Origin of the sequence: Teichococcus wenyumeiae (assembly GCF_003696345.1) — a bacterium.
Lineage (GTDB): Bacteria > Pseudomonadota > Alphaproteobacteria > Acetobacterales > Acetobacteraceae > Pseudoroseomonas > Pseudoroseomonas wenyumeiae.
Genome location: NZ_RFLX01000019.1, coordinates 39519 through 59627, shown reverse-complemented (window position 1 = coordinate 59627; position 20109 = coordinate 39519). Strand labels below are relative to the sequence as shown.

Here is a 20109-nt window from a genome sequence, read left to right as displayed (position 1 = left end):
AACGCTGCACGCTGTTCTGCGCCGGCTCAAGTTGGCCAGACCTCAATCTTCTTCCCACCGTCAGACGCAGCACCCTCCCGCCGCAGCTGGCTTTCCTCAAACGCCCGCTCTTGCCCGTCCTTACCTCGCACGCGGTAAGTCCGAAGCCCGCCTTCGAGGGGCATCACCCGAAGAACCGTGAAGCCGCCTTTGGGAATGTGTCCATCGCAAAGGCGGCGGGCAAAGGCTACGACCTGGCCAACCTGAAATACCGCTTCGCTCATGCTGGCTAATCCTATCGGCGGCACGCTTGAAGCTGTGCCTAGGGCCTCACGCTACCTGCTGGCGCAGGGCGCCACCCGAAGATGATCGGCCGAGAAGGGTAGGGTAGCACGAACGGGAGCTTAAGCTGACATGTTGAGCAGAGCGAAGGCGGCAAGCCCTTCTTCCCCGAAAGGCGGCAGAAGGCATACTCGTGTCAGCGAAGATGGCGCCTTAGCGCAGGCTTATGAAAGGGTACGCAATTGATCGATCTGCAAGCGGGAACGGACAAAGAAATTTTAGCAGCGTTGATCCAGGCAGTGGGAACCATAATTGCTGCTGTCTTCGCCATTGTTGCTGCTCTGATCACTGTGCGTAACTGGAAACATGAGGCCCCTGGGCGGCGTAGAATGGAACTCACGGAAGCAGCATGGGGCGCAGTTTATGATGCGCTCAGGGCAATCCGTGATCTTAGAATGCAGGTTGTTAGTTTCGGCTTGGGCTACGCGGCGAAGACGCGATTTAGCTCTGAAGTATCAATGGAGAGAAGCGAAGCTGCTCATGAGCACATAAATAGAATACGAAATCTTTCTCAAGAAGCCATGAGAAGCGTTGTTGATTTGGAATTCGAATGCCGCAAACTCAGAATATTTGGCGTTAATGCTCAGAAAATAAGCAACCATGTAGAACATGAACACATGAAAGTATTCGTGGCAGCGAAAAATTTAATTAGGGATTATGAGAGAAATATCCTTACTGAAGAGGTAAAAAAGCAAGCTACCGATCTGAATGATTTAGATGATCTCGGCTCAAGCCCGGAGGCTATCGCAGAGCGCATGTGTGAAGAGATACTTCGCCCGGTCATGCGTGGGAAGATGCCGGTCAAAACCAGGACTGGCTTCATGCCGATACGTGTCTGGCTTGGTCGCGAATGATCTATTTTAACTGCAACCTAGCGATACTTGAGCGCGTCTGTGCCTACGGATGTGGTAGAGCGGCATGACCATGCCCGACCAGTTGCAGGGAGGCACGATGATGACGATGGGCAAGGCACCGGCAAAGCGTGAGCGGCAGATCGTGGCAGGCTGCTCCTATGCCTTGGGCTTGGTATCTATCGGGGCAGCGGTGATCACCCTGGCGCTTGTCTGAACTGCAGCCGACATTCTCGACCGCCTAAGCAAGGAGCCCGCGCATCGGCGAGCTTTTCTGTGAGATCATTTGCGGCCCGCTTAGGATTGCAGATGCCCTCTCTGGCGTCTTTGGCCTAAGCACTGATAGCCTCGCTGGCATGTGCAACCTCTACTCCATGACCAGCAACAAGGCCGCCATCCGCGACGTGGCGCGAGCCATGCGGGATAGCGTCGGCAACATGCCGCCGCTGCCAGGGATCTACCCCGACTATGCCGCGCCGATTGTGCGGAATGCTGCGGATGGTGAGCGCGAACTGGTCATGGCGCGCTGGGGCATGCCGTCTCCAGCCTTCGTGCTGGAGGGGAAGAAGACCGACTCCGGCGTGACCAACATCCGCAACACCAAGAGCCCGCACTGGCGCCGCTGGTTGGCCCCAGAGCATCGGTGCCTCGTGCCGCTAACCAGCTTCAGCGAGAACGACCGTGGGCCTGATGGCAAGCCGCTGCCGATTTGGTTTGCTCTCTCGGCCGAGCGTCCTCTCGCGTTCTTCGCCGGCATCTGGACCACCTGGACCAGCGTGCGGAAACTGAAGGAAGGCGAGGTGACGGCTGACCTCTTCGGCTTTCTGACCACGGAGCCGAATGCCGAGGTCGGGGCCGTTCACCCTAAGGCGATGCCGGCCATCCTCACCGACCCTGACGAGTGGGACACCTGGCTTGAGGCGCCCTGGGAAGAGGCAAGGATCTTGCAACGCCCACTCCCTGATGGGGCATTGCAGGTCGTGGCCAGGGGTGGGCGGCAGGACGGGAAGGGCTAGCCTTTCATCCCGCGCGGCGGCGTAAGCTCTGAATGAGGCTTCTTGGCGCCGCATTTGCTGCACTTCATGCGCGCCACCAGTTCCCAGAGCTTCCGCCGGCTATCCATCTTGTGCAGGGCCGCCCATTCCCAGACCGGCCGGCTGGCGCCCTCGCTGCATCCCTCAGTGCTGCACCGGACGGTGAGCACCCATTCCTGCCGGTACCAGATGTAGTCCCCGGGACAGGGTTGGCCCATGCGGGCTGCATTCACGACACCACGCGCGGTTCAGGCACGACCACTGGCTGCACAATCCAGCCTCCAGGGCATTCGGCCCGTAACGACACGACCTGGGCGGGGGAACCGCAAGCCGTGCAAAAGAGGCCGCCGATGACGTGTCCCAGGGGGCGGTTACCGCGGACCCGAAGCACATCGCCGACCGGGATTGGCCTCGGGGGCGGGCAGCACGGATCGCCGCAGTGGGCGACCAGCGCCGTGGAGACCAAGGTGTCGAGGGGGCTGGCAAGCAGGGCATCGCGCTCGCTGGCCGGCACGGGGAAGGGGGATGATCGGGCCATAGGCGCGACCGTATCAGAGAGAACGGAAAGAGAACAAGATGACTCTCTGCATCCGCTAAATCGTCGCGTATCTTGCTCATGTCTGAGCTGGCAGAGCCGCCCGGTGGGGAACCTGCCGGCCGGTTTTTCATTTGGTAGCTGCGGCCATGCTACAGCCGCGCCATGTCTTTCCCCCGGCGCTCCGTCTTCCGCTCTCTGTCTGAGGTCGAAACAAACTCTCGCGAGGGCCAAGCGAATGGCCGATCTCATGCGGAAAGGTTGAGCGCACCCGTGCTATGATCCTCCGGCTGCGGCGGCGTGGAAGGACACGCAGGGGCACCATCTGACGGTACAGGGCGCTCCTTTGGGGCGCTTCCTTCAGGCAGCCGGTTTCGAGTTCGGCCCGCAGCAACAAGGTCACCCGCTCTCCTGAGACCCTATCCTAGGCCCTGGCCTCAGGGATCGGGATTGGCCCGCGCCCTTCCTCAGATAGGTGCGAGGCACCCTCGGCAGCATGCTGTTGAGGTAAGCCGCCCGGTGGGAAACTGCCGGGCGGCTAGCCAGCCACCCGAACAATCAACTCGGGATCTTCCTAAGAAGATGGGCAGGCAGTGGTTCAGCCCGATCTTCCCTGTCAAATCGAACACGCCACTGCGGGGTTATCCGTCCGCCTTCATCCTGCACCGCTGGTGCCGGCCCTACGATGGTGCCCGTATGATCAGGCAGCCAGGGGCTCTCCCTGTTCGCCCGCATCTCTATACGGTCGCCCACCGCGAAACTGGTGTCGTGATCCAAGATGAGGTCTCCCTGCGATCGAGAACCGCTGGTCAGGCTTGTTGCACCTGATGTCGAGGTTATCTTTCGCAATCCCATTCTTGGGAAGCTTAGGTCAACCGAAGCGCTGTTTCTAAAACGTTTTCTCACAACTCTTAATCAGTAGGTCCACGGTTCGAGCCCGTGAGCGCCCACCATCTCTTCCCCCACAGACCAGCCGGTGACCAGACGCCCCGTTACGGGGCGTTTTGCATTTGTGGTGATGCGATGCGCCGCCGCATCGGAAGCGGTGCAGCCCACCGCCGGGCCGGCCCGTCGCCAGGCCAGCCTCCTGGGGCGCCGTTGCCGACCTATCCCGGCCCGTGCCCGAAGACCGCCCGCAGCAAGGCATAAAGCGCACCGCCCGCCAGGAAGCCCACCAGCGTGCCGTTCACGCGCACGAATTGCAGGTCGCGGCCCACGCGCAACTCGATCTTGTCCACCACCGTGGCGGTGTCCCAGTTGCCCACCACCTGCGCGATGAAGCCGGAAAGCCGGTCCTGCGCCTGCGGCAGCAGGCCGCGCAGCATGCGCTCGACAGCGCCATTCACCCGTGCCCGGGCGCCTTCATCCTGCTCCAGCAGCGCGCCCAGGTTGCCCATCAGGCCCGAGAGCAGCACCACCGTCCGCCCGTCCTTGCGCCCCGCATCGGCGGCCAGGGCGGCCTTCAGCCGGTCCCAGACATCCATCAGCCAGGCATTCACCGTCGGGTGGGCCATGGCCTCCCGCAGCGCGCGGCCGATGGTGGCGGCGCGCTCCGGGTCGTTCTCCAGCTTCTCGATCTCGGCCAGCAGCCAGGCCTCGAAGGCGGCGCGCAGCTCGCTATCGTCGGGCTCGATCTTTTCCAATTCCTGATTGATCGAGCTCAGCACCCGCCGGGCCACCGCGGCGCCGGCCAACCAGCCCACCAGCGCGCCGCCCTCAGCCCGCACGCGGTTCTGGATGGCGTCGCGCAGGCTCTCCTCCTTGGCCGCCAGCACCACCCGGATCTGCGCCAATGCCAGCCCGAAGACCTCCTGGTGCTGGCCGCCCGCCATCAGCGTCCGCAGCAGCCGCGCCAGCATGCGCGCGGCGGCGGGGCCGGAGGCGATGCGCGGCAACAGCCGCAACAGCAACTTGCGCGCCCGCCCGTCCTCTACCGAGAGCAGGAGGCGCGGCAAGGAGCCCGCCAGGGCCTCCGCCGTCTGGCGGCTGGTGGCGGGGTCTTCCAGGAAGCGGCGGAGGATGGCGGCGATGTCGATGCGGGCCAGCAGTCGGCCGATCTCCGCCTCGGTGAAGACGTGGTTGGCCACGAAGCGGCCCAGCCCACGCCCCAGCCGTTCCTTTTCATTGGGGATGATGGCGGTATGCGGGATCGGCAGGCCCATGGGCCGGCGGAACAGCGCCGTCACCGCGAACCAGTCCGCCAACCCGCCCACCAGCCCGGCTTTGGCGGCGGCCTGCAACAGGTCGGTGGCATAGCCCGGCGGCATCCAGTAGGCGCCGAGCATCAGCGCCGCCATCAGCACCAGCAGGCCGCTGGCGAAGGCGCGGTAGCGGGCTAGGTTGCGCCGCAGCGCCACCTCCGGGTCCTGCGGATTGGTGGGGAAGGGGGGCGGAGGAGAAGCGTCCATCGGAGCGGAGGGTATCGGAGATCGCATGTCCTCGAAACCACGCGGCCCGGTCTCCCGTTGCCGGAGGGCAGGGATGCATCGTGATCCGCTTCCTCCCTGGCCTATGTGATGTTATGACATAACAGAGATGACCGCGCCCCGAATCCCTTTGCTAACCGACCCATTGGCCCTGGCTGCCGGCACCGGCGCGCGCCTGCTGCTGGCAGCGGTGCTGCTGGTGCTGCTCTGGAGTGGGGTGCTGTGGGCGCTGTGGGCATGATCCAGCTCGAAAACCTGACCCTGAGCCATGGGCGTCGGCCGGCGGTGCATCACGTCACCGGCCAGTTCGCGCCAGGCAGCCTGACCGCGATCATCGGCCCCAATGGCGCCGGCAAGTCCACCTTGCTGCGGGCCATCGCCGGGCTACACCGGCCGGATGGCGGACGGCTGGTGGCGCCGCGCGATTCCATCGCACTGCTGCCGCAGGTGGCGGCGGTGGACCGTGCCTTCCCGATCTCCTGCCTGGATGTGGTGCAACTAGGCCATTGGTCCCGTGCCGGCGCCTTCCGCGCCATCCGTCCGGCAGAGCGCGCCCGTTCGCTGGAAGCCCTGGCCGCCGTGGGGCTGGAGGGATTCGGCCGCCGCCCGGTGGGCAGCCTTTCCGTGGGGCAGTTCCAGCGCGTGCTCTTTGCCCGGCTGCTGGTGCAGGACGCGCCCGTCATCCTGCTGGACGAGCCTTTCAACGCCCTCGACACCCGCACCGTGACGGACCTGCTGGCCCTGGTGCGCCGCTGGCATGGGGAAGGCCGCACGGTGGTGGCCGTGCTGCACGACCTGGACTTGGTGCAGCGTGAGTTCCCGCAAACGCTGCTGCTGGCGCGCGAGGCCATTGCCTGGGGCCCGACCGAGGAAGTGCTGCGCCCCGAGAACCGCCTGCGCGCCCGCATGATGGCCGAAGGCTGGTTGGACGACGCCGGGGCCTGCGCGCGCGACGCGGCCTGAACCCATGGCTTTGCTGGACCTGATCTGGGGCCCCTTCGCCGAGTTCGGCTTCCTGCGCCGCGCCATGGTGGGCTGCCTCGCGCTGTCGCTGGCCGCGCCGCCGCTGGGCGTCTTCCTGATGCTGCGGCGGATGAGCCTGACGGCCGATGTGCTGGCGCATGGCATCCTGCCCGGCATCGCCGCCGGCTTCCTGGTGGCGGGGCTGTCTGTCACCGCCATGTCCATCGGCGGCTTGCTGGCGGGGCTGGTGGTGGCGCTGGGCGCCGGCGCCATTTCCCGCGCCACCGGCGGGCGGGAGGATGCGGCCCTGGCCGCGCTCTACCTCGTCGCCCTGGCGCTGGGCGTGACGCTGATCTCCACCCGTGCGGGCTCCGTGGAACTCTCCCACCTGCTGTTCGGCAGCGTGCTGGGGGTGGATGACCCGGCGCTGTTCATGATGGCGGGCGTTTCCAGCCTGACGCTGGTGGCCCTGGCCTTCGCCTGGCGGCCGCTGGTGGTGGAATGCTTCGACCCCTCCTTCGCCGCCGCGGCGCGAATGCGGGGCGGGGCCTGGCACATGATGTTCCTGGGGCTGGTGGTGCTGAACGTGCTGGCGGCCTTCCAGGCGCTGGGCACGCTGATGGCGGTGGGGCTGATGATGCTGCCCGCCGTCGCCGCCCGGCACTGGGCGCGCAACGTGGGCGGCATGGCCTATGCCTCCGTCGCCATCGCCATCTTCTCCAGCGCGGCGGGGCTGCTGCTCTCCTATCACCTCGATCTGCCCAGTGGGCCGGCCATCGTGCTGGTGGCGGGGGGCGCCTGGGTGGTCTCGCTGGTGGCGGGGCCAGTCGATGGCCTCCTTGCGCGTTGGCTGAGACGGCCGCATCTGGCTGGTTAACCCGGGCTGCCTTTCGCCGCCCGGCAACAGGCAGGAAAAACATCCGGATGGAACAGCGCGCATTGGGTAAGGCCGGCTTTTCGGTCGCGCCACTTTGCCTTGGTGGCAATGTCTTCGGCTGGACGGCGGACGAGGCGCAGTCCTTCAAGATCCTCGATGCCTTCGTCGCCGGCGGCGGCAATTTCATCGACACCGCCGATGTGTATTCGCGCTGGGTTCCCGGCCACCAGGGCGGCGAGTCCGAGACCATCATCGGCAAGTGGCTGAAGGCGCGCGGCGGGCGCGACAAGGTGGTGATCGCCACCAAGACCGGCGCCGAGATGACCCCCACCGACAAGGGCCTGGCCCGCGCGCGGGTGGAGAAGCAGATCGAGGCCTCGCTCAAGCGCCTCAACACCGATTACGTCGACCTCTACTATTCCCATCGGGACGATGCGAACACCCCGATGGAGGAGGTGCTGGAAACCTATGACCGGCTGATCAAGGCTGGCAAGGTGCGCGCCATTGGCGCTTCCAACTTCACCGCCGAACGGCTGGGCGAGGCGCTTGCCACCGCCGATGCCAAGGGCCTGCCGCGCTACACGGTGCTGCAGCCGCTCTACAACCTCTACGACCGCAAGGATTTCGAAGGCGCCTTGCAAGACCTCTGCGTGAAGGAAGGCGTGGCCGTCGCGCCCTATTACACGCTGGCCAGCGGCTTCCTGACCGGCAAGTACCGCAGCGAGGCCGACCTCTCGCAGAGCGCCCGTGGCGGCAAGATCGGCACCAACTACCTCAACCCGCAGGGGCTGAAGCTGCTGGACGCCATGGAGGCCGTGGCGAAGCGCCTGGGCGTGAAGCCGTCCCAGGTCGCGGTGGCCTGGCTGGCCGCGCGTCCCGCCGTGGTGGCGCCGATCGCCAGCGCCACCAAGGTGGAGCAACTGGAGGAACTGCTGGCCGCCGTGCAGTTGAAGCTGGATGCCGATGCCATGGCCGCGCTGGACGCCGCCGCGCCGCAATAAGCCGGCTTGCCTGAGGGCGGGGCGGAGCGCCATGCTGCACCGCACCCGCCCTTGAGGTCTCCATCATGCCTGATGCTCTCGCCGCGTTGGAACGCAGCCTTCGTCAGCAACTGGAATACCTCGACTACCCTGCCCATGACTGGGTGCCGCCGGCCGGCGATGGCGTGCTGGATGTTGCCATCATCGGTGGCGGCCAGACCGGGCTGACCACGGCTTTCGCCCTGCGGCGGCAGAAGGTGGGCAACACGGCCATCTTCGACCGCGCGCCGCCGGGCGGCACCGGGGTCTGGACCACCTTCGCGCGCATGCGCACCCTGCGCACGCCGAAGCATGTCACCGGCCCCGACCTCGGCATCCCTGCCCTGACGCCGCGCGCCTTCTTCGAGGCGCGGGATGGCGCGGCGGCCTGGCAGAGCCTGCACAAGATCGGCCGCGAGGACTGGCAGCGCTACCTGGACTGGTACGTCCGCGTGCTGGACCTGCCGGTGCAGCACGAACACGCCCTAACGCAGGTGGAGCCGGAGGGTGCGCTGCTGCGCCTGCGCTTCGCCACCCCGGGCGGCGAAATGGTACTGCGCGCCCGCCGGTTGGTGCTGGCCACCGGCATGGATGGTTGCGGCGCCTGGGTCACGCCCGCGCCTTTCGACCGGTTGCCACCGGAGAAGGTGCTGCATACGGCGCAGGAGATCGATTTCGCTGGCCTCGCCGGCAAGCGTCTGCTGGTGGTCGGTGCCGGTGCCTCGGCCTTCGATAATCTGGCGACCGCGCTGGAAGCCGGTGCGGCCGAGGCGCGGATGCTGGTGCGCCGCCCGCGCATGCCCCGCGTCAATCCTTTCCGCTGGATGGAGCAGGCGGGCTTCCTCGGCCAGCACCACGCGCTGCCGGACCTGCTGAAGTGGCGCTTCATCCGCCACATCTTCGAACTGAACCAGCCGCCGCCACAGGAAAGCTGGGACCGGGTGGCCAGTGACCCGCGCTTCTCCATCACCATGGGCGCGCCGGTCACCGCCGCCCGCATGGTGGGGCAGGAGGTGGAACTGGACACCCCACGCGGCAGCTTCCGCGCCGATGCCGTGATCCTGGGCACCGGCAGCACCTTCGATCTTGACCTGCGGCCGGAACTGGCGCTCTTCGCGCAGCATATCCGCCTGTGGCGCGATGCCTTCACACCGCCGCCGGGAGAGGAAAGCGCGCTCTGCGCCGTCTCGCCCTATCTGTCGGACGACTTCTCCTTTCAGGAGAAGCAGCCGGGCACAGCGCCTTTCCTGACGCGCATCCACTGCATCACCTATGCGGCGACACTCTCGATGGGCCTGTCCGGCGCCAGCATCAGTGGCATGAAATACGGTGTGCCACGTCTGGCCGATGGCCTCTGCCGCGCGCTGTGGCGAGAGGACGCGGAGAAGCACCTCGCCGCCCTGCAAGCCTATGACCTGCGCGAACTGACCTCCCTGATCCCCGAGGAACTGGCCGAGGAAGCCGCGCAATGAAGCCCTCCGCCCTGACCACGCATGTGCTGGACACCGCTGCAGGTATCCCCGCCGCCGGCGTGGCGGTGGAGCTCTGGCGCATGGAGGACGCCACGCTGGTCACGCGCGCCACCACCAATGCCGATGGCCGCACCGATGCACCGCTGATGGACGCCGCCAGCTTCCGCCCCGGCCGCTACGAACTGCGCTTCGCGGTGGGCGACTACTTCCGCGCGCGGGGGCAGGCGGCGGGCTTCCTGGATGTGGTGGCGCTGAATGTGGGGCTGGAGGCAGGGCGGGGGCATTACCATGTGCCGCTGCTCTGCTCGCCCTGGTCCTATTCCACCTATCGTGGCTCGTAGGGCGAGGGGTCGTTCAGTTCCGGCGGCGGCTGCGCCGTGGGGTCGCGGGCGATCAGCCCGGCATCGTTTTCCGAGAACTTGCCGACACGGGCGGGCACCGGCCAGCAGGCCAGTTCCTCCGCCGGGCTGGGGTGCAGGAAATCCTGCAATTCCTCGGGCGAGGCTTCCTCTTCCCCCAGCCAGGCGGGCCAGAGTTCAGGCGGCAGGATCACCGGCATGCGGTGATGCACCAGCGCCTGCTTTTCATTGGCATCGGTGGTGACGATGGAAAAGGTGCGCAGCCAGGACCCGTCCGGCTGCTGCCAGCCTTCCCAGAGGCCCGCCAGCGCCATCGGCTCGCCCGAGGCCAGGGCCACGGCATAGGGCTGCTTGCGCGCGCCTTCCTGCCGCCATTCGTAGAAGCCATCGGCCGGCACGATGCAGCGCCGCTTGGCGAAGGCATCGCGGAAGGAGGGCTTCTCGGCGATGCCGTCGGCCCGCGCGTTCATCAGCTTGGCGGCACCGGAGGTGTCCTTGGCCCAGCGCGGCACCAGCCCCCAGCGCAGCAGGTCCATGTGGCGCGCGCCATCCTTGGCGTTGTAGCGCACCACAGGCGAATCCTGCGTCGGCGCCACGTTCCAGGAGGGCGGGAAGTTGGGCGGCACGCCCGTCACTTCCATGTATTGCGCCAGCCCTGCCGGGTCGCGCTGCAAAAAGAAACGGCCGCACATGATGTCAGTTCCCGGCTGCCGGCAAGGTTGCCCTGGACAACGGCGTCAGCGCCAAAGGGTTGAGGCGGCGGGGCAGGGCCGCCCCGCCGCCGCCTTCCTCAGCGCGGCAGAAGCTGCTCGGCCAGCGTGGCGAAGTAGCTGGCGCCGATGGGCAGGATCTCGTCGTTGAAGTCGTATTTCGGGTGATGCACGTTCGCATCGGTGGGCGCGCGCTGGCCGCCCAGCATCAGGTAGGAACCCGGCTTCTCGTTCAGCATGAAGGAGAAGTCCTCCCCGCCCATGGTGGGCTTTTCCATGAAGACGACGCGGTTCTCGCCCACCACGGCGGCGGCGGCCTGCTTCGCCAGCTCGGTGGAGGCTTCCTCGTTCACCGTCGCCGGATACAGGCGGGTGAACTGCACCTCGGCCTTGGCGCCATAGGCGGTGGCGATGCCGGTGGCGAGGTCGCGCACCTTCTGCTCCAGCAGGTCGCCGACCTCGGGCTTGAACCAGCGCGCCGTGCCCTGCAGCAGCACCGTCTCCGGAATGACGTTGTGGGTATGGCCGCCCCGGATATGGCCGATGGTGACGACGCCGGATTCCAGCGGCTCCACATTCCGCGCCACGATGCTCTGGAAGGCCGAGACGATCTGGGAGGCGATAACGATCGGGTCATTGCCGTTGTTCGGCATGGCGCCATGCGCGCCCTTGCCGGTGATGGTGATGTCGATATTGCCCACCGCCGCCATCACGGGCCCGACGCGCCACAGGAACTCGCCCGCCTTGTGGCCCGGCCAGTTGTGGATGCCGAAGACGCGCTCCATCGGGAAGCGGGTGAAGACGCCTTCCTCCACCATCACGCGGCCGCCGCCGAAATTCTCCTCGGCCGGCTGGAACAGCAGATAGACGGTGCCGGCGAAGTTGCGGGTCTCGGCCAGGTACTTGGCGGCGCCCAGCAGCATGGTGGTATGGCCGTCATGGCCGCAGGCATGCATCTTGCCGGGCGTCTTGCTGGCATAGGGGACGCCGGTTTCCTCCAGGATCGGCAGCGCATCCATGTCGGCGCGCAGGCCGATGGCGGGGCCGGGCGCGCTGCCGCGGATGACGCCGACCACGCCGGTCTTGGCGATGCCGGTGATCACCTCGTCCACGCCGAATTCGCGCAGCTTGTCGGCCACGATGCCGCTGGTGCGCACTTCCTCGAAGGCCAGTTCCGGGTGCTGGTGGAAGTCATGGCGCCAGCCGGTCATTTCCTGGTGGAAATCGGCGATGCGGTTCAAGACGGGCATGGGTGATCATCCTGCGGATCGAGATGGCCCATGGTGAGAGCGGGGCGCCGGGGCTGGCAAGGGGCACCCGTGACAAACTGTATGCGGGCGCTTCCGCCCGGCGGAGGCGGGGCCATCTGCCAGGGTGATGATCCGCCGCATCCTGCTGACCCTGCTGCTGCTGGCGCCGCTGGCCCTGTTGGGTGCCGTGTTCTCCGGCCTGCTGCGCATCCCGCCGGAATGGGACCCGCGCGCGCCTCTGGACTTCCGCGCCGAGCCCAACCTGATGACGCCCTGGAAGATGGCGCGCATCGGGTTGCAGCCCAGCGCCTGCCTCGCGGCGTTCGAGGCTTCCGGCATCACGCCGCAGCGGCTGCCGGACCGGCCGGAGGAGAATGGCTGCGCCCTGGTGAACACCATGCGCCTGGAAGGCGAAAGCGCGGTGCTGAGCCCGGCGCGGCCGGTGGTGACCTGCCCGGTGGCCGCCGCCTGGCTGATGTTCGAGCGGCACGCGCTGCAACCGGCGGCCGAGGTGCATTTCAACAGCCGCGTCACCGGCGTGCGGCACCTGGGCAGCTATGCCTGCCGCAATGTCTATGGCCGCGCCGCCGGACGCCGCAGCCAGCATGCCACGGCCAATGCCATCGACATCGCCGGCTTCACCCTGGCCAATGGGCGGGAGGTGCGGCTGCCACGGGACTGGGGCGAGGCGGCGGACAGCCCCCCCGCCGCCTTCCTGCGCGACGTGCGGGACGGCGCCTGCCGTTTCTTCGGCGCCGTGCTGGGGCCGGACTACAACGCGGCGCATCGCGACCACTTCCACATGGAAGCCGGCCGCTGGCAGCGTTGCAGCTAGGCCCGCAGCGCTTCCTCCAGCAGTTCCAGCGCGGCGGTGGCGAAGGCTTCCATATTGGCGACGCGGTCCGGGGAGGCGGTTTCCAGCGTCCGGCTCAGCCCGCGCGGTCCGCTGACGGCCAGGCAGGCATGGCCGGCGGCATCGCCATAGCGGTTGCCGGCAGGGCCGGTGGCGCCGGTCTCGGCCAGCCCCCAGTCGGCACTGAGCTTCTGCCGCACCTGCCGGGCCAGCAGGGCGGCATAGGGCTCAGTGGAAGGGCGCAGGCCTTCCATGTCTTCAGGCCCGATGCCCAGCAGGGCCTGCCGCGCCGTGCCGGTATAGATCACGGCGCCGCCGAGGAAGAAGGCCGAGGCTCCCGGCACCGCCAGCAGCCGGGCCGAGACCAGCCCCCCGGCGGAGGATTCCGCCACTGCCAGCTTCTCCCCGCGCGCGGCCAGCAGCGCCGCCACGCGGGCGGCGGCCTCCTGGCTGCTCATGCCGGGATCAGCACATGGATGACACGGTCCGCCACCAGATGGGCCGAGGCATTGCCATAGGTCACCATATGGGAGGAGGCGGCATGGGCCTTCAGCGCCTCCGGGCTGGCCCATTTCTCCACCACCACGAAGGTGTCGGGGCCATAGGGCGCCCGGCTGCCGGGCGCATCCACGACCGGGCCGTATTCGATGCAGCCTTCCTCGGCCAGCACGGCGGGCATGTTGGCGCGGAACAGCGCCAGCAGCGCCTCCCGCTGGCCGGGCTTGGCGGTGATGACGGCGATGACATGGATCATGTGGGGAGTGGTCCTTGCGATGCGGTTCAGGCGGCCTGGCGGGCCTGGGCGGAGGCGCGGATCATGGCCGCCGCCTTTTCGCCGATCATGATGCAGGCGGCATTGGTGTTGCCGGAAACGACGGTGGGCATGATGGAGGCATCCGCCACCCGCAGCCCCGCGATGCCATTCACCCGCAGCTCCGGGTCCACCACGGCGCCGGGGTCGCCGCCCATGCGGCAGGTGCTGGTGGGGTGGAAGATGGTGGTGCCGGCGCGGCGGGCATGCGCCAGCAGGCCATCGTCGCCCTGCCAATCGGGGCCGGGGAAGTATTCCGCCTCGATCCATTCCCGCATGGCCTTGGTTTCCGCTACGCGGCGGATCAGCTTCAGCCCTTCCACGGTGCAGCGGCGGTCCAGCTCGGCGCTCAGGTAATTAGCGCGGATCACGGCGGGCAGGGTGGGGTCGGCGCCCCGCAGGGTGATGTTGCCCCGGCTTTCCGGCCGCAACTGGCAGGTGCTGATGGTGAAGCCGGAGAAGGGATGCAGCCCCCCGCCGGGCTTGTCGGCCGAGAAGGGGATGAAGTGGAACTGCGTGTCCGGAGAGGCGCTTTCCGGCAGCACGCGGGCGAAGAGCCCCGCCACGCCCGCGCTGATGGTCAGCGGCCCGGTGCGGTTGAAGGCGAATTGCGCGCCGATGCCGATGCGCCCCAGCAGCGTCGCCATCTGCGCGTTCAGCGTGCCGGGGCGGGAACAGCGGAAGACCATGCGGGCCTGGAAATGGTCCTGCAGGTTGCGCCCCACATCCGGCAGGTCGTGCGCCGGTTCGATGCCTGCCTCCTTCAGCTCCGCCGCCGGCCCGATGCCGGAGAGCAGCATCAGACGCGGGGAGGCGATGGCACCGCCGCAAAGGATAACCTCGCGTGCCGCGCGGATGCTGCGCAGCGCGCCGCCGTGGCGGAACTGGATGCCGGTGGCCCGCCGCCCTTCCAGCAGGATGCGCTCCGCCGCCGCGCCGGTGACCACGACCAGGTTCCGCCGCCCGCGCGCCGGGCGCAGGTAGGCGGTGGCGGCGCTGCACCGCCAGCCGGCGCGCGCCGTCACCTGGAAGGGACCGACACCTTCCTGGCTGGCACCGTTGAAGTCGTCGTTGCGCGGCAGGCCGATTTCCTGCCCGGCGGCGATGAAGGCTTCCGTCAGCGGGCTGCGCGGCACGAGGTCAGAGACCGCCAGCGGGCCGCCGGTGCCGTGCCATTCGTCGGCGCCGCGCTGCTGGTCCTCCGCCTTGCGGAAGAAGGGAAGCACATCGGCGGCCGACCAGCCGGTGCAGCCCAACTGCCGCCAATGGTCGAAATCCTCATGTTGCCCGCGCACATAGAGCAGCCCGTTGATGGCCGAGGAGCCGCCGAGCACCCGCCAGCGCGGCCAGTTGATGCGGCGGCCTTCCAGCTCCGGCTCCGGCTCCGTCTGCAGGTTCCAGGACAGGACCGGGTGGTACATGGTCTTGGCATAGCCGATCGGCACATGCAGCCAGGGATTGGTGGCGCGGCCCCCGGCCTCCAGCAGCACCACGCGCACGCCCGGGTCCTCCGACAGCCGCGCCGCCAGGGCGCAGCCGGCCGAGCCGGCGCCCACCACCACATAATCCGCGCTTTCCGGAAGGCTGCTCATGCCTGCGACGTCCTCGCTTCCAGTTATTTCTTGCGGGAAGCCTACGCCCCTCTGCCCCGCTTCGGCCAGACGCTGCTGACGACCTGACACGCGGCCGTTATCCTGTGCCATGGAGGGATGCCGATGCTGGTGCGCGAGGGTGAGGATCGGAGCCTGCTGGTGGACCGCCGCCTGGCCTGGAGCCTGGCGGCCATTGCGGGCGGGCTGAATGCGGCGGGCTTCTATGCCGTGGGGCTGTATTCCTCGAACATGACCGGCAATGTCTCGGCTCTGGCGGACCATGTGGCGCTTGGGGACTTCGGCGCCGGGCTGGTCTATCTGGCCATCGTGCTGACCTTCATCGTCGGGGCCGCCGTCTCGGCGCTGCTGATCAATGCCGGGCGCCGGCGCCGGCTAGCCGGCATCTATGCCTTCAGCATCATGACCGAATCGGTGCTGCTGGCCGCGCTGGGCGCCGTCGACCTCTGGCTGATGGGGCCGGGGCGGGGGCCGCTGCTGGTCTTCGGCCTCAGCTTCCTGATGGGGCTGCAGAACGCGGTAGTCACGCGGCTTTCCAATGCCCGGGTCCGCACCACGCATGTGACCGGCATGGTGACCGATATCGGCATCGAGCTGGGCAACCTGCTGGACAATGCCTGGCGCCGCGGCCGGCTGGAGGTCTCCGACTACAACCGCGAGAAGCTGCGCCTGCACAGCGAGACGGTGCTGTGCTTCCTGGGCGGCGGCATCATCGGCGTGCTGGGCTACCAGCGGATGGGCGGCTGGCTGCTGCTGGCGGGCGCGGCGCTGCTGCTGGCCCTGGCGCTGCCGGGCCTGCTGTCCACGCGGCAGCGCCAGCGGCAGCCCGGCTGAATCAACCCTTGCCGAAGGTGCGCGCTAGCCCGGCCTCCAGCGGCATGGGTGTCACGCCCAGTTCCGTCAGCATGGCGCCGATGCCGAAGGCCTTGTCCTCCGTCAGGCGGCGCAGCTCGGCAGCGCGCACGGTAGGCAGGCGCGGCAACAGGCGGGTGAGGGGGGAGAGCAGCAGCAGCGGCGCCAGCGGCACCGGCAGCACCGGCGGCACCCGCACCCCCGCCGCGCGGCAGACGGCGGCGATGAAATCGGCATAGTGCAGCGGCGCCGGCCCGGCGATGACGATGGCCTGCGGCTTTTCCCAGTCCCGCGCCAGGGCAGCGCGCAGGCAGGCGGTGACATCGTCCTGGTGGATCGGCTGCACCAGGGAACGGCCGCCGCCCGGCAGCGGCGCCAGCGGCAGGCGGCGCATCAGGGCGGCCAGGCGCTGCACATTATCCTCGCCCTCGGCGCCATAGATCATGGTGGGGTGCAGGATCACACCGTGGCGGCCGCTGGCCAGCAGGGCGGCCTCCCCGGCGCTGACGCCATTGCCATGGTCATCGGCCCAGCGGGAATAGCGGCGGGTGCTGCCCATCAGCACGATCCGTGCCTCCGGCGGCGCGGCCTCCAGGATGGCGGGCGCATGGCGCGCATGGGCGCAGGAGACGACGCGGCCCGCGCCCTCCAGCGCCCGGCGCAGCGCGGCGGCATCCTGGAGGTCCGCGATGCGCGGCGTGCCCGGCAGGCCGGTGACGGCCCAGCGCGCGGCATCCCGCACCACGGGGATGAAGGGCGTGCCATCCCGCGCCAGCACCCGGCACAGCGCGGCGCCGGAACGGCCGGAGGCCCCGAGCACCGCCACGGGAAGGGCGAGAGGGTCGTGCTGCACGCGGCTCAATTCTCCATATCCTCGGCGCGGTGGTGCCTATGCCAGCGGGCTCGCGGCAGGGCAAACGGGGCGGCTCAAGCTATGTGGTATCATGATACCACAACCTTTTTCTTGACTCCGTGCGCCGCTACGGCGATACCCCGCGCCAGTCGTAGATTACGTCATTGGATTAACATGCTCTCCACACAGACCCGCTCGCTGAAGCCGGCGGAGGTCAAGAAGGACTGGGTGCTGATCGACGCGGAGGGCCTCGTGCTCGGCCGTCTCGCGGCGCTCGTGGCCACTCGCCTCCGCGGCAAGCACAAGCCGCAGTTCACCCCGCACGTTGACTGCGGCGACCATGTCGTCATCGTCAACGCCGAGAAGGTCAAGGTCACCGGCAACAAGACCGAGCAGTCGGTCTTCTACTGGCACACCGGCTACCCCGGCGGCATCAAGGAGCGCACGATGCGTGAGCGGCTGGAAGGCCGCTTCCCCGAGCGCGTCATCGAGAAGGCCGTGGAGCGCATGATCACGCGCGGCCCGCTCGGCCGCCGCCAGATGAAGAACCTGCACGTCTATGCTGGTGCCGAGCACCCGCATGCCGGCGCGCAGCCGTCCTCGCTGGACGTCGCCGCCCTCAACCGCAAGAACAAGGTGGGCTGAGGCCATGAGCGAGCAGACGACCGCCACCTCCCTGTCCGAACTGAAGAACCTGGTTGCCGGCACCCCGGCCGCTGGCGAGCCCGCCGTTGCGCGCGAGCCGAAGAAGGACCAGTTCGGCCGCTCCTACGGCACGGGCCGCCGCAAGAACGCCGTTGCCCGCGTCTGGGTGAAGCCGGGCAAGGGCGAGATCCTCATCAACGGCAAGAAGCAGGGCCAGTACTTCGCCCGCCCCGTGCTGCGGATGCTGATCGCCCAGCCCTTCCTGGTGGCCGACCGCTACCAGCAGTTCGACGTGTACTGCACGGTCACCGGTGGTGGCCTCTCCGGCCAGGCCGGCGCGGTGCGCCACGGCCTGTCCCGCGCCCTGGTGAACTTCGAGCCCGGGCTGCGCGGCATCCTGAAGAAGGCCGGCTTCCTGACGCGTGACCCCCGCGTGGTCGAGCGCAAGAAGTACGGCAAGGCGAAGGCGCGACGCTCCTTCCAGTTCAGCAAGCGCTGACGCTGGGCGGGCCGGCGTACGCGCCGGCCTGTTGCCAACAGGCTGTTTATCGGAAAGGGCGGGTCCGCAGGGACCCGCCCTTTCTGTTTTGCGATTTCTGCTAAACTCGTCCCCAACAGGAGACACCAGATGGCCAAGGGCGCGATTCCCACGATCTTCATCGACGGCGAGGCCGGCACCACCGGCCTCGGCATCCGCGAGCGGCTGGCGGATATCCCCGGCATCGCGGTGCGCTCCATCGATCCTGACCGCCGCAAGGACCCCGAGGCCAAGCGTGCCCTGATGGCCGAGGTGGATCTGGTGGTGCTCTGCCTGCCGGATGCCGCTTCCAAGGAAAGCGCCGCCATGGCGGCGAGCCTGGGCTCGGCGGCGCCGAAGCTGCTGGATGCCTCCACCGCGCACCGCGTCAACCCGGACTGGGTCTATGGCGTGCCGGAACTCGCGCCGGGGCAGGCGGAGAAGATCGCCGGCGCGGCGCGCGTGGCCAATCCCGGCTGCTACCCCACGGGCGGCATCCTGCTGCTGCGGCCGCTGGTGGAGGCCGGGCTGCTGCCCGCCGACTACCCGGTCACGGTCAATGCGGTCTCCGGCTATTCCGGCGGCGGCAAGGCGATGATTGAGCAGTTCGAGGAAGGCGAGCACCCGGCCTTCGAGCTTTACGGCCTGGGGCTGGAGCACAAGCATGTGCCGGAGCTGCAGACCTATTCAAAGCTGACCCGCCGGCCGATCTTCGTGCCCAGCGTCGGTGATTACCGCCAGGGCATGCTGGTTTCGATCCCGCTGCACCTGGACCTGCTGAACGGCAAGCCTTCGCCGCAGGCGCTGCATGAGGCGCTGGAGGCTTACTACGCCGGTTCCGAATGGGTGAAGGTGCTGCCCCCGACCGGCGACAGCAAGCTGGAACCCGAGGCGCTGAACGACACCAACACGCTGGAACTGCGCGTCTATGGCAATGCTGCGCGCGGGCAGGCGGTGCTGGTGGCGCGGCTGGACAACCTGGGCAAGGGTGCCTCCGGCGCGGCCGTGCAGAATATCGGCCTGATGCTGGGCGTGGATGTTTCCGCCCGCCAGACGGTGGCCGCCTGATGAACGGCCCGATCTTCCCCTTCGAGGGGCGCCTGCCGGCCATCGACCCCACCGCCTTCGTGGCCCCCACGGCGGCGGTGATCGGGGATGTGGAACTCGGCCCGGACTCCAGCGTTTGGTACCACTGCGTGCTGCGGGGGGACACGCATCCGATCCGCGTGGGCGCCCGCAGCAACATCCAGGACGGCACCATCGTGCATGTGGCCGCCGGAACCCTGCCGGCGGTGATCGGGGATGACGTGACCATCGGCCATGCCTGCATCATTCATGCCTGCACGTTGAAGAACCGTGCCTTCGTCGGCATGGGTGCGACGGTGCTGGATGGCGCGGTGATCGAGGAAGGCGGCATGCTGGGGGCCGGTGGGCTGCTGGCGCCGGGCAAGCGGATCGGGCCGAACGAGCTGTGGCTTGGCGCCCCCGCCCGCTTCGTCAGGGTCATGAGCGCCGAGGAACGAGCCGGATGGGACCGCAACGCCGTGCACTACGCCGAACTGGGCAAACGCCACCGCGCCTCGCTGACCCAGCCCGCCTGATGCGCCGGGGCGTGGCAGCGGCGGCGCTGGCCTTGCTGGCCCTGGCGGGCTGCACGGCGGCGCCCCAGGTCACGCTGCCGCCCGTGGCGACGCAGACGGGTTACGATCCGTTTCGCGCCGCCATCCGTGGCGCGGCGGATGCCTTCGCTTACCCGGAGACGCTGGCCAACCGGCCGCGCGAGGCCGCCATCGCCGTGGCGCAGCTGGAATATCTGGCGACGGAGATGATGATGCCACGTCGCAGCCTGAATTTCTCCGGCATCGTCGCCCCGTCCCTGCAGGCGGCGCGCTATGAGGTGCGCTCCTGGCTTGGCATCTCGCAATCGGCGCCGCCGCAGGCGGTGATCGATGCCCTGACGGCCAATCCGCTGAACCTCTCGGACCGGGCCATCTTCACCGCCGGGCCAGAGGAAACGCTGCGCCGGCTGTCCCACATGCCGCGCCTGCCGCAGGCCAATGCCGCCACGGCCGCCGCGCGCCAGGAACTGGAATTCGGCCTGCCGGACGTGGACATCCGGTGACGGGCGGCGCGAGCCGGGCCATGCTGGGG

General features: G+C 68.2%; 24 protein-coding genes. 16 read left to right on the top strand and 8 right to left on the bottom strand.

Translation table 11 applies throughout. The features are described 5' to 3' along the window. Nucleotides 1–26: 26 nt before the first annotated feature. Nucleotides 27–263: a hypothetical protein gene (locus EBE87_RS20255; protein WP_120637712.1), complete on the bottom strand. Its 237-nt coding sequence runs from the start codon at nucleotides 261–263 to the stop codon at nucleotides 27–29. A 240-nt stretch (nucleotides 264–503) separates the two neighbouring features. Here EBE87_RS20255 and EBE87_RS28710 point away from each other — a divergent pair, with 240 nt between their 5' ends. The 3 genes from EBE87_RS28710 (at nucleotide 504) to EBE87_RS20250 (ending at nucleotide 2188) form a co-directional block, all read left to right on the top strand. After that, a complete protein-coding gene (locus EBE87_RS28710; RefSeq protein ID WP_147426013.1) occupies nucleotides 504–1175 on the top strand; it encodes a hypothetical protein in 672 nt (223 codons plus the stop codon). 64 nt (nucleotides 1176–1239) lie between these two features. After that, complete coding sequence (locus tag EBE87_RS29095; protein ID WP_158600850.1) at nucleotides 1240–1389, top strand: hypothetical protein; 150 nt, start codon at nucleotides 1240–1242, stop codon at nucleotides 1387–1389. 139 nt (nucleotides 1390–1528) lie between these two features. Beyond that, nucleotides 1529–2188 carry an SOS response-associated peptidase gene (locus tag EBE87_RS20250; RefSeq protein WP_120637711.1) on the top strand — a complete coding sequence of 220 codons (660 nt, stop codon included), beginning with the start codon at nucleotides 1529–1531 and terminating at the stop codon, nucleotides 2186–2188. Nucleotides 2189–3847: 1659 nt separating this feature from the next. On the opposite strand, the gene EBE87_RS20235 is transcribed toward EBE87_RS20250, so the two are convergent. Further along, complete coding sequence (locus tag EBE87_RS20235) at nucleotides 3848–5149, bottom strand: DUF445 domain-containing protein (RefSeq protein ID WP_120637708.1); 1302 nt, start codon at nucleotides 5147–5149, stop codon at nucleotides 3848–3850. A 127-nt stretch (nucleotides 5150–5276) separates the two neighbouring features. On the opposite strand from EBE87_RS20235, the gene EBE87_RS30360 reads away from it, so the two are divergent. The 6 genes from EBE87_RS30360 to uraH all read left to right on the top strand — a co-directional run bounded on the left by EBE87_RS30360 (nucleotide 5277) and on the right by uraH (nucleotide 9839). After that, a complete protein-coding gene (locus tag EBE87_RS30360) occupies nucleotides 5277–5408 on the top strand; it encodes a hypothetical protein (protein WP_267898268.1) in 132 nt (43 codons plus the stop codon). After that, on the top strand, nucleotides 5405–6130 hold the full coding sequence (locus tag EBE87_RS20230) for a metal ABC transporter ATP-binding protein (protein WP_120637730.1): 726 nt from the start codon (nucleotides 5405–5407) through the stop codon (nucleotides 6128–6130). Before EBE87_RS30360 ends, EBE87_RS20230 begins: the two co-directional genes overlap by 4 nt. 4 nt (nucleotides 6131–6134) lie before the next feature. After that, the gene (locus EBE87_RS20225; protein WP_120637707.1) at nucleotides 6135–7007 is read left to right on the top strand and encodes a metal ABC transporter permease; all 873 of its coding nucleotides are present in this window, start codon (nucleotides 6135–6137) and stop codon (nucleotides 7005–7007) included. 47 nt (nucleotides 7008–7054) lie between these two features. Then, nucleotides 7055–8008 carry an aldo/keto reductase gene (locus tag EBE87_RS20220; RefSeq protein WP_120637706.1) on the top strand — a complete coding sequence of 318 codons (954 nt, stop codon included), beginning with the start codon at nucleotides 7055–7057 and terminating at the stop codon, nucleotides 8006–8008. Between the two features lie 65 nt (nucleotides 8009–8073). Next, complete coding sequence (locus tag EBE87_RS20215; protein ID WP_120637705.1) at nucleotides 8074–9498, top strand: NAD(P)-binding domain-containing protein; 1425 nt, start codon at nucleotides 8074–8076, stop codon at nucleotides 9496–9498. Then, nucleotides 9495–9839 (top strand): hydroxyisourate hydrolase, encoded by a 345-nt coding sequence (gene uraH / locus EBE87_RS20210; protein WP_120637704.1) that lies wholly within the window; start codon nucleotides 9495–9497, stop codon nucleotides 9837–9839. The genes EBE87_RS20215 and uraH overlap by 4 nt, the downstream gene beginning before the upstream one ends. On the opposite strand, the gene EBE87_RS20205 is transcribed toward uraH, so the two are convergent. Next, on the bottom strand, nucleotides 9824–10549 hold the full coding sequence (locus tag EBE87_RS20205; RefSeq protein WP_120637703.1) for an SOS response-associated peptidase: 726 nt from the start codon (nucleotides 10547–10549) through the stop codon (nucleotides 9824–9826). The two genes, uraH and EBE87_RS20205, sit on opposite strands and share 16 nt — an antisense overlap. A gap of 98 nt (nucleotides 10550–10647) precedes the next feature. Further along, complete coding sequence (locus EBE87_RS20200) at nucleotides 10648–11817, bottom strand: M20 aminoacylase family protein (RefSeq protein ID WP_120637702.1); 1170 nt, start codon at nucleotides 11815–11817, stop codon at nucleotides 10648–10650. A 127-nt stretch (nucleotides 11818–11944) separates the two neighbouring features. Between EBE87_RS20200 and EBE87_RS20195 the strand changes: the two genes are divergently transcribed. Continuing rightward, the gene (locus tag EBE87_RS20195; protein WP_120637701.1) at nucleotides 11945–12652 is read left to right on the top strand and encodes an extensin-like domain-containing protein; all 708 of its coding nucleotides are present in this window, start codon (nucleotides 11945–11947) and stop codon (nucleotides 12650–12652) included. Here EBE87_RS20195 and EBE87_RS20190 read toward each other — a convergent pair. The 3 genes from EBE87_RS20190 to EBE87_RS20180 are packed head-to-tail and all read right to left on the bottom strand — an operon-like array spanning nucleotide 12649 to nucleotide 15073. Beyond that, the gene (locus tag EBE87_RS20190) at nucleotides 12649–13128 is read right to left on the bottom strand and encodes a CinA family protein (RefSeq protein ID WP_120637700.1); all 480 of its coding nucleotides are present in this window, start codon (nucleotides 13126–13128) and stop codon (nucleotides 12649–12651) included. The genes EBE87_RS20195 and EBE87_RS20190 overlap by 4 nt on opposite strands. Next, complete coding sequence (locus tag EBE87_RS20185; protein ID WP_120637699.1) at nucleotides 13125–13424, bottom strand: putative quinol monooxygenase; 300 nt, start codon at nucleotides 13422–13424, stop codon at nucleotides 13125–13127. The genes EBE87_RS20190 and EBE87_RS20185 overlap by 4 nt, the downstream gene beginning before the upstream one ends. A gap of 26 nt (nucleotides 13425–13450) precedes the next feature. Next, nucleotides 13451–15073, bottom strand: a complete 1623-nt coding sequence (locus EBE87_RS20180; RefSeq protein ID WP_120637698.1) for a GMC family oxidoreductase — start codon at nucleotides 15071–15073, stop codon at nucleotides 13451–13453. A 123-nt stretch (nucleotides 15074–15196) separates the two neighbouring features. On the opposite strand from EBE87_RS20180, the gene EBE87_RS20175 reads away from it, so the two are divergent. After that, a complete protein-coding gene (locus EBE87_RS20175) occupies nucleotides 15197–15925 on the top strand; it encodes a YoaK family protein (RefSeq protein WP_120637697.1) in 729 nt (242 codons plus the stop codon). Between the two features lies 1 nt (nucleotide 15926). Here the strand turns inward: EBE87_RS20175 and EBE87_RS20170 are convergent, their stop codons facing one another. After that, entirely contained in the window at nucleotides 15927–16796 is an 870-nt protein-coding gene (locus tag EBE87_RS20170) for an SDR family oxidoreductase (RefSeq protein ID WP_120637729.1), read from the bottom strand. Between the two features lie 174 nt (nucleotides 16797–16970). Here EBE87_RS20170 and rplM point away from each other — a divergent pair, with 174 nt between their 5' ends. From rplM to EBE87_RS20145, 5 genes are all read left to right on the top strand, one after another. Then, entirely contained in the window at nucleotides 16971–17441 is a 471-nt protein-coding gene (gene rplM, locus EBE87_RS20165) for a 50S ribosomal protein L13 (protein ID WP_120637696.1), read from the top strand. Between the two features lie 4 nt (nucleotides 17442–17445). After that, complete coding sequence (gene rpsI, locus EBE87_RS20160; RefSeq protein ID WP_120637695.1) at nucleotides 17446–17940, top strand: 30S ribosomal protein S9; 495 nt, start codon at nucleotides 17446–17448, stop codon at nucleotides 17938–17940. A gap of 129 nt (nucleotides 17941–18069) precedes the next feature. Next, nucleotides 18070–19026, top strand: a complete 957-nt coding sequence (gene argC, locus EBE87_RS20155; RefSeq protein WP_120637694.1) for an N-acetyl-gamma-glutamyl-phosphate reductase — start codon at nucleotides 18070–18072, stop codon at nucleotides 19024–19026. After that, nucleotides 19026–19559: a gamma carbonic anhydrase family protein gene (locus tag EBE87_RS20150; protein ID WP_120637693.1), complete on the top strand. Its 534-nt coding sequence runs from the start codon at nucleotides 19026–19028 to the stop codon at nucleotides 19557–19559. Before argC ends, EBE87_RS20150 begins: the two co-directional genes overlap by 1 nt. Further along, a complete protein-coding gene (locus tag EBE87_RS20145; RefSeq protein ID WP_120637692.1) occupies nucleotides 19559–20080 on the top strand; it encodes a hypothetical protein in 522 nt (173 codons plus the stop codon). Before EBE87_RS20150 ends, EBE87_RS20145 begins: the two co-directional genes overlap by 1 nt. Nucleotides 20081–20109: the final 29 nt, after the last annotated feature.

What these genes read in the sequence shown, in the direction of transcription:
- EBE87_RS20255 (WP_120637712.1), bottom strand. Translation starts at nt 263, where the DNA reads ATGAGCGAAGCGGTATTTCAGGTTGGCCAGGTCGTAGCCTTTGCCCGC.
- EBE87_RS29095 (WP_158600850.1), top strand. Translation starts at nt 1,240, where the DNA reads ATGACCATGCCCGACCAGTTGCAGGGAGGCACGATGATGACGATGGGC.
- EBE87_RS20250 (WP_120637711.1), top strand. Translation starts at nt 1,529, where the DNA reads ATGTGCAACCTCTACTCCATGACCAGCAACAAGGCCGCCATCCGCGAC.
- EBE87_RS20235 (WP_120637708.1), bottom strand. Translation starts at nt 5,149, where the DNA reads ATGGACGCTTCTCCTCCGCCCCCCTTCCCCACCAATCCGCAGGACCCG.
- EBE87_RS30360 (WP_267898268.1), top strand. Translation starts at nt 5,277, where the DNA reads ATGACCGCGCCCCGAATCCCTTTGCTAACCGACCCATTGGCCCTGGCT.
- EBE87_RS20230 (WP_120637730.1), top strand. Translation starts at nt 5,405, where the DNA reads ATGATCCAGCTCGAAAACCTGACCCTGAGCCATGGGCGTCGGCCGGCG.
- EBE87_RS20225 (WP_120637707.1), top strand. Translation starts at nt 6,135, where the DNA reads ATGGCTTTGCTGGACCTGATCTGGGGCCCCTTCGCCGAGTTCGGCTTC.
- EBE87_RS20220 (WP_120637706.1), top strand. Translation starts at nt 7,055, where the DNA reads ATGGAACAGCGCGCATTGGGTAAGGCCGGCTTTTCGGTCGCGCCACTT.
- EBE87_RS20215 (WP_120637705.1), top strand. Translation starts at nt 8,074, where the DNA reads ATGCCTGATGCTCTCGCCGCGTTGGAACGCAGCCTTCGTCAGCAACTG.
- uraH (WP_120637704.1), top strand. Translation starts at nt 9,495, where the DNA reads ATGAAGCCCTCCGCCCTGACCACGCATGTGCTGGACACCGCTGCAGGT.
- EBE87_RS20205 (WP_120637703.1), bottom strand. Translation starts at nt 10,549, where the DNA reads ATGTGCGGCCGTTTCTTTTTGCAGCGCGACCCGGCAGGGCTGGCGCAA.
- EBE87_RS20200 (WP_120637702.1), bottom strand. Translation starts at nt 11,817, where the DNA reads ATGCCCGTCTTGAACCGCATCGCCGATTTCCACCAGGAAATGACCGGC.
- EBE87_RS20195 (WP_120637701.1), top strand. Translation starts at nt 11,945, where the DNA reads ATGATCCGCCGCATCCTGCTGACCCTGCTGCTGCTGGCGCCGCTGGCC.
- EBE87_RS20190 (WP_120637700.1), bottom strand. Translation starts at nt 13,128, where the DNA reads ATGAGCAGCCAGGAGGCCGCCGCCCGCGTGGCGGCGCTGCTGGCCGCG.
- EBE87_RS20185 (WP_120637699.1), bottom strand. Translation starts at nt 13,424, where the DNA reads ATGATCCATGTCATCGCCGTCATCACCGCCAAGCCCGGCCAGCGGGAG.
- EBE87_RS20180 (WP_120637698.1), bottom strand. Translation starts at nt 15,073, where the DNA reads ATGAGCAGCCTTCCGGAAAGCGCGGATTATGTGGTGGTGGGCGCCGGC.
- EBE87_RS20175 (WP_120637697.1), top strand. Translation starts at nt 15,197, where the DNA reads ATGCTGGTGCGCGAGGGTGAGGATCGGAGCCTGCTGGTGGACCGCCGC.
- rplM (WP_120637696.1), top strand. Translation starts at nt 16,971, where the DNA reads ATGCTCTCCACACAGACCCGCTCGCTGAAGCCGGCGGAGGTCAAGAAG.
- rpsI (WP_120637695.1), top strand. Translation starts at nt 17,446, where the DNA reads ATGAGCGAGCAGACGACCGCCACCTCCCTGTCCGAACTGAAGAACCTG.
- argC (WP_120637694.1), top strand. Translation starts at nt 18,070, where the DNA reads ATGGCCAAGGGCGCGATTCCCACGATCTTCATCGACGGCGAGGCCGGC.
- EBE87_RS20150 (WP_120637693.1), top strand. Translation starts at nt 19,026, where the DNA reads ATGAACGGCCCGATCTTCCCCTTCGAGGGGCGCCTGCCGGCCATCGAC.
- EBE87_RS20145 (WP_120637692.1), top strand. Translation starts at nt 19,559, where the DNA reads ATGCGCCGGGGCGTGGCAGCGGCGGCGCTGGCCTTGCTGGCCCTGGCG.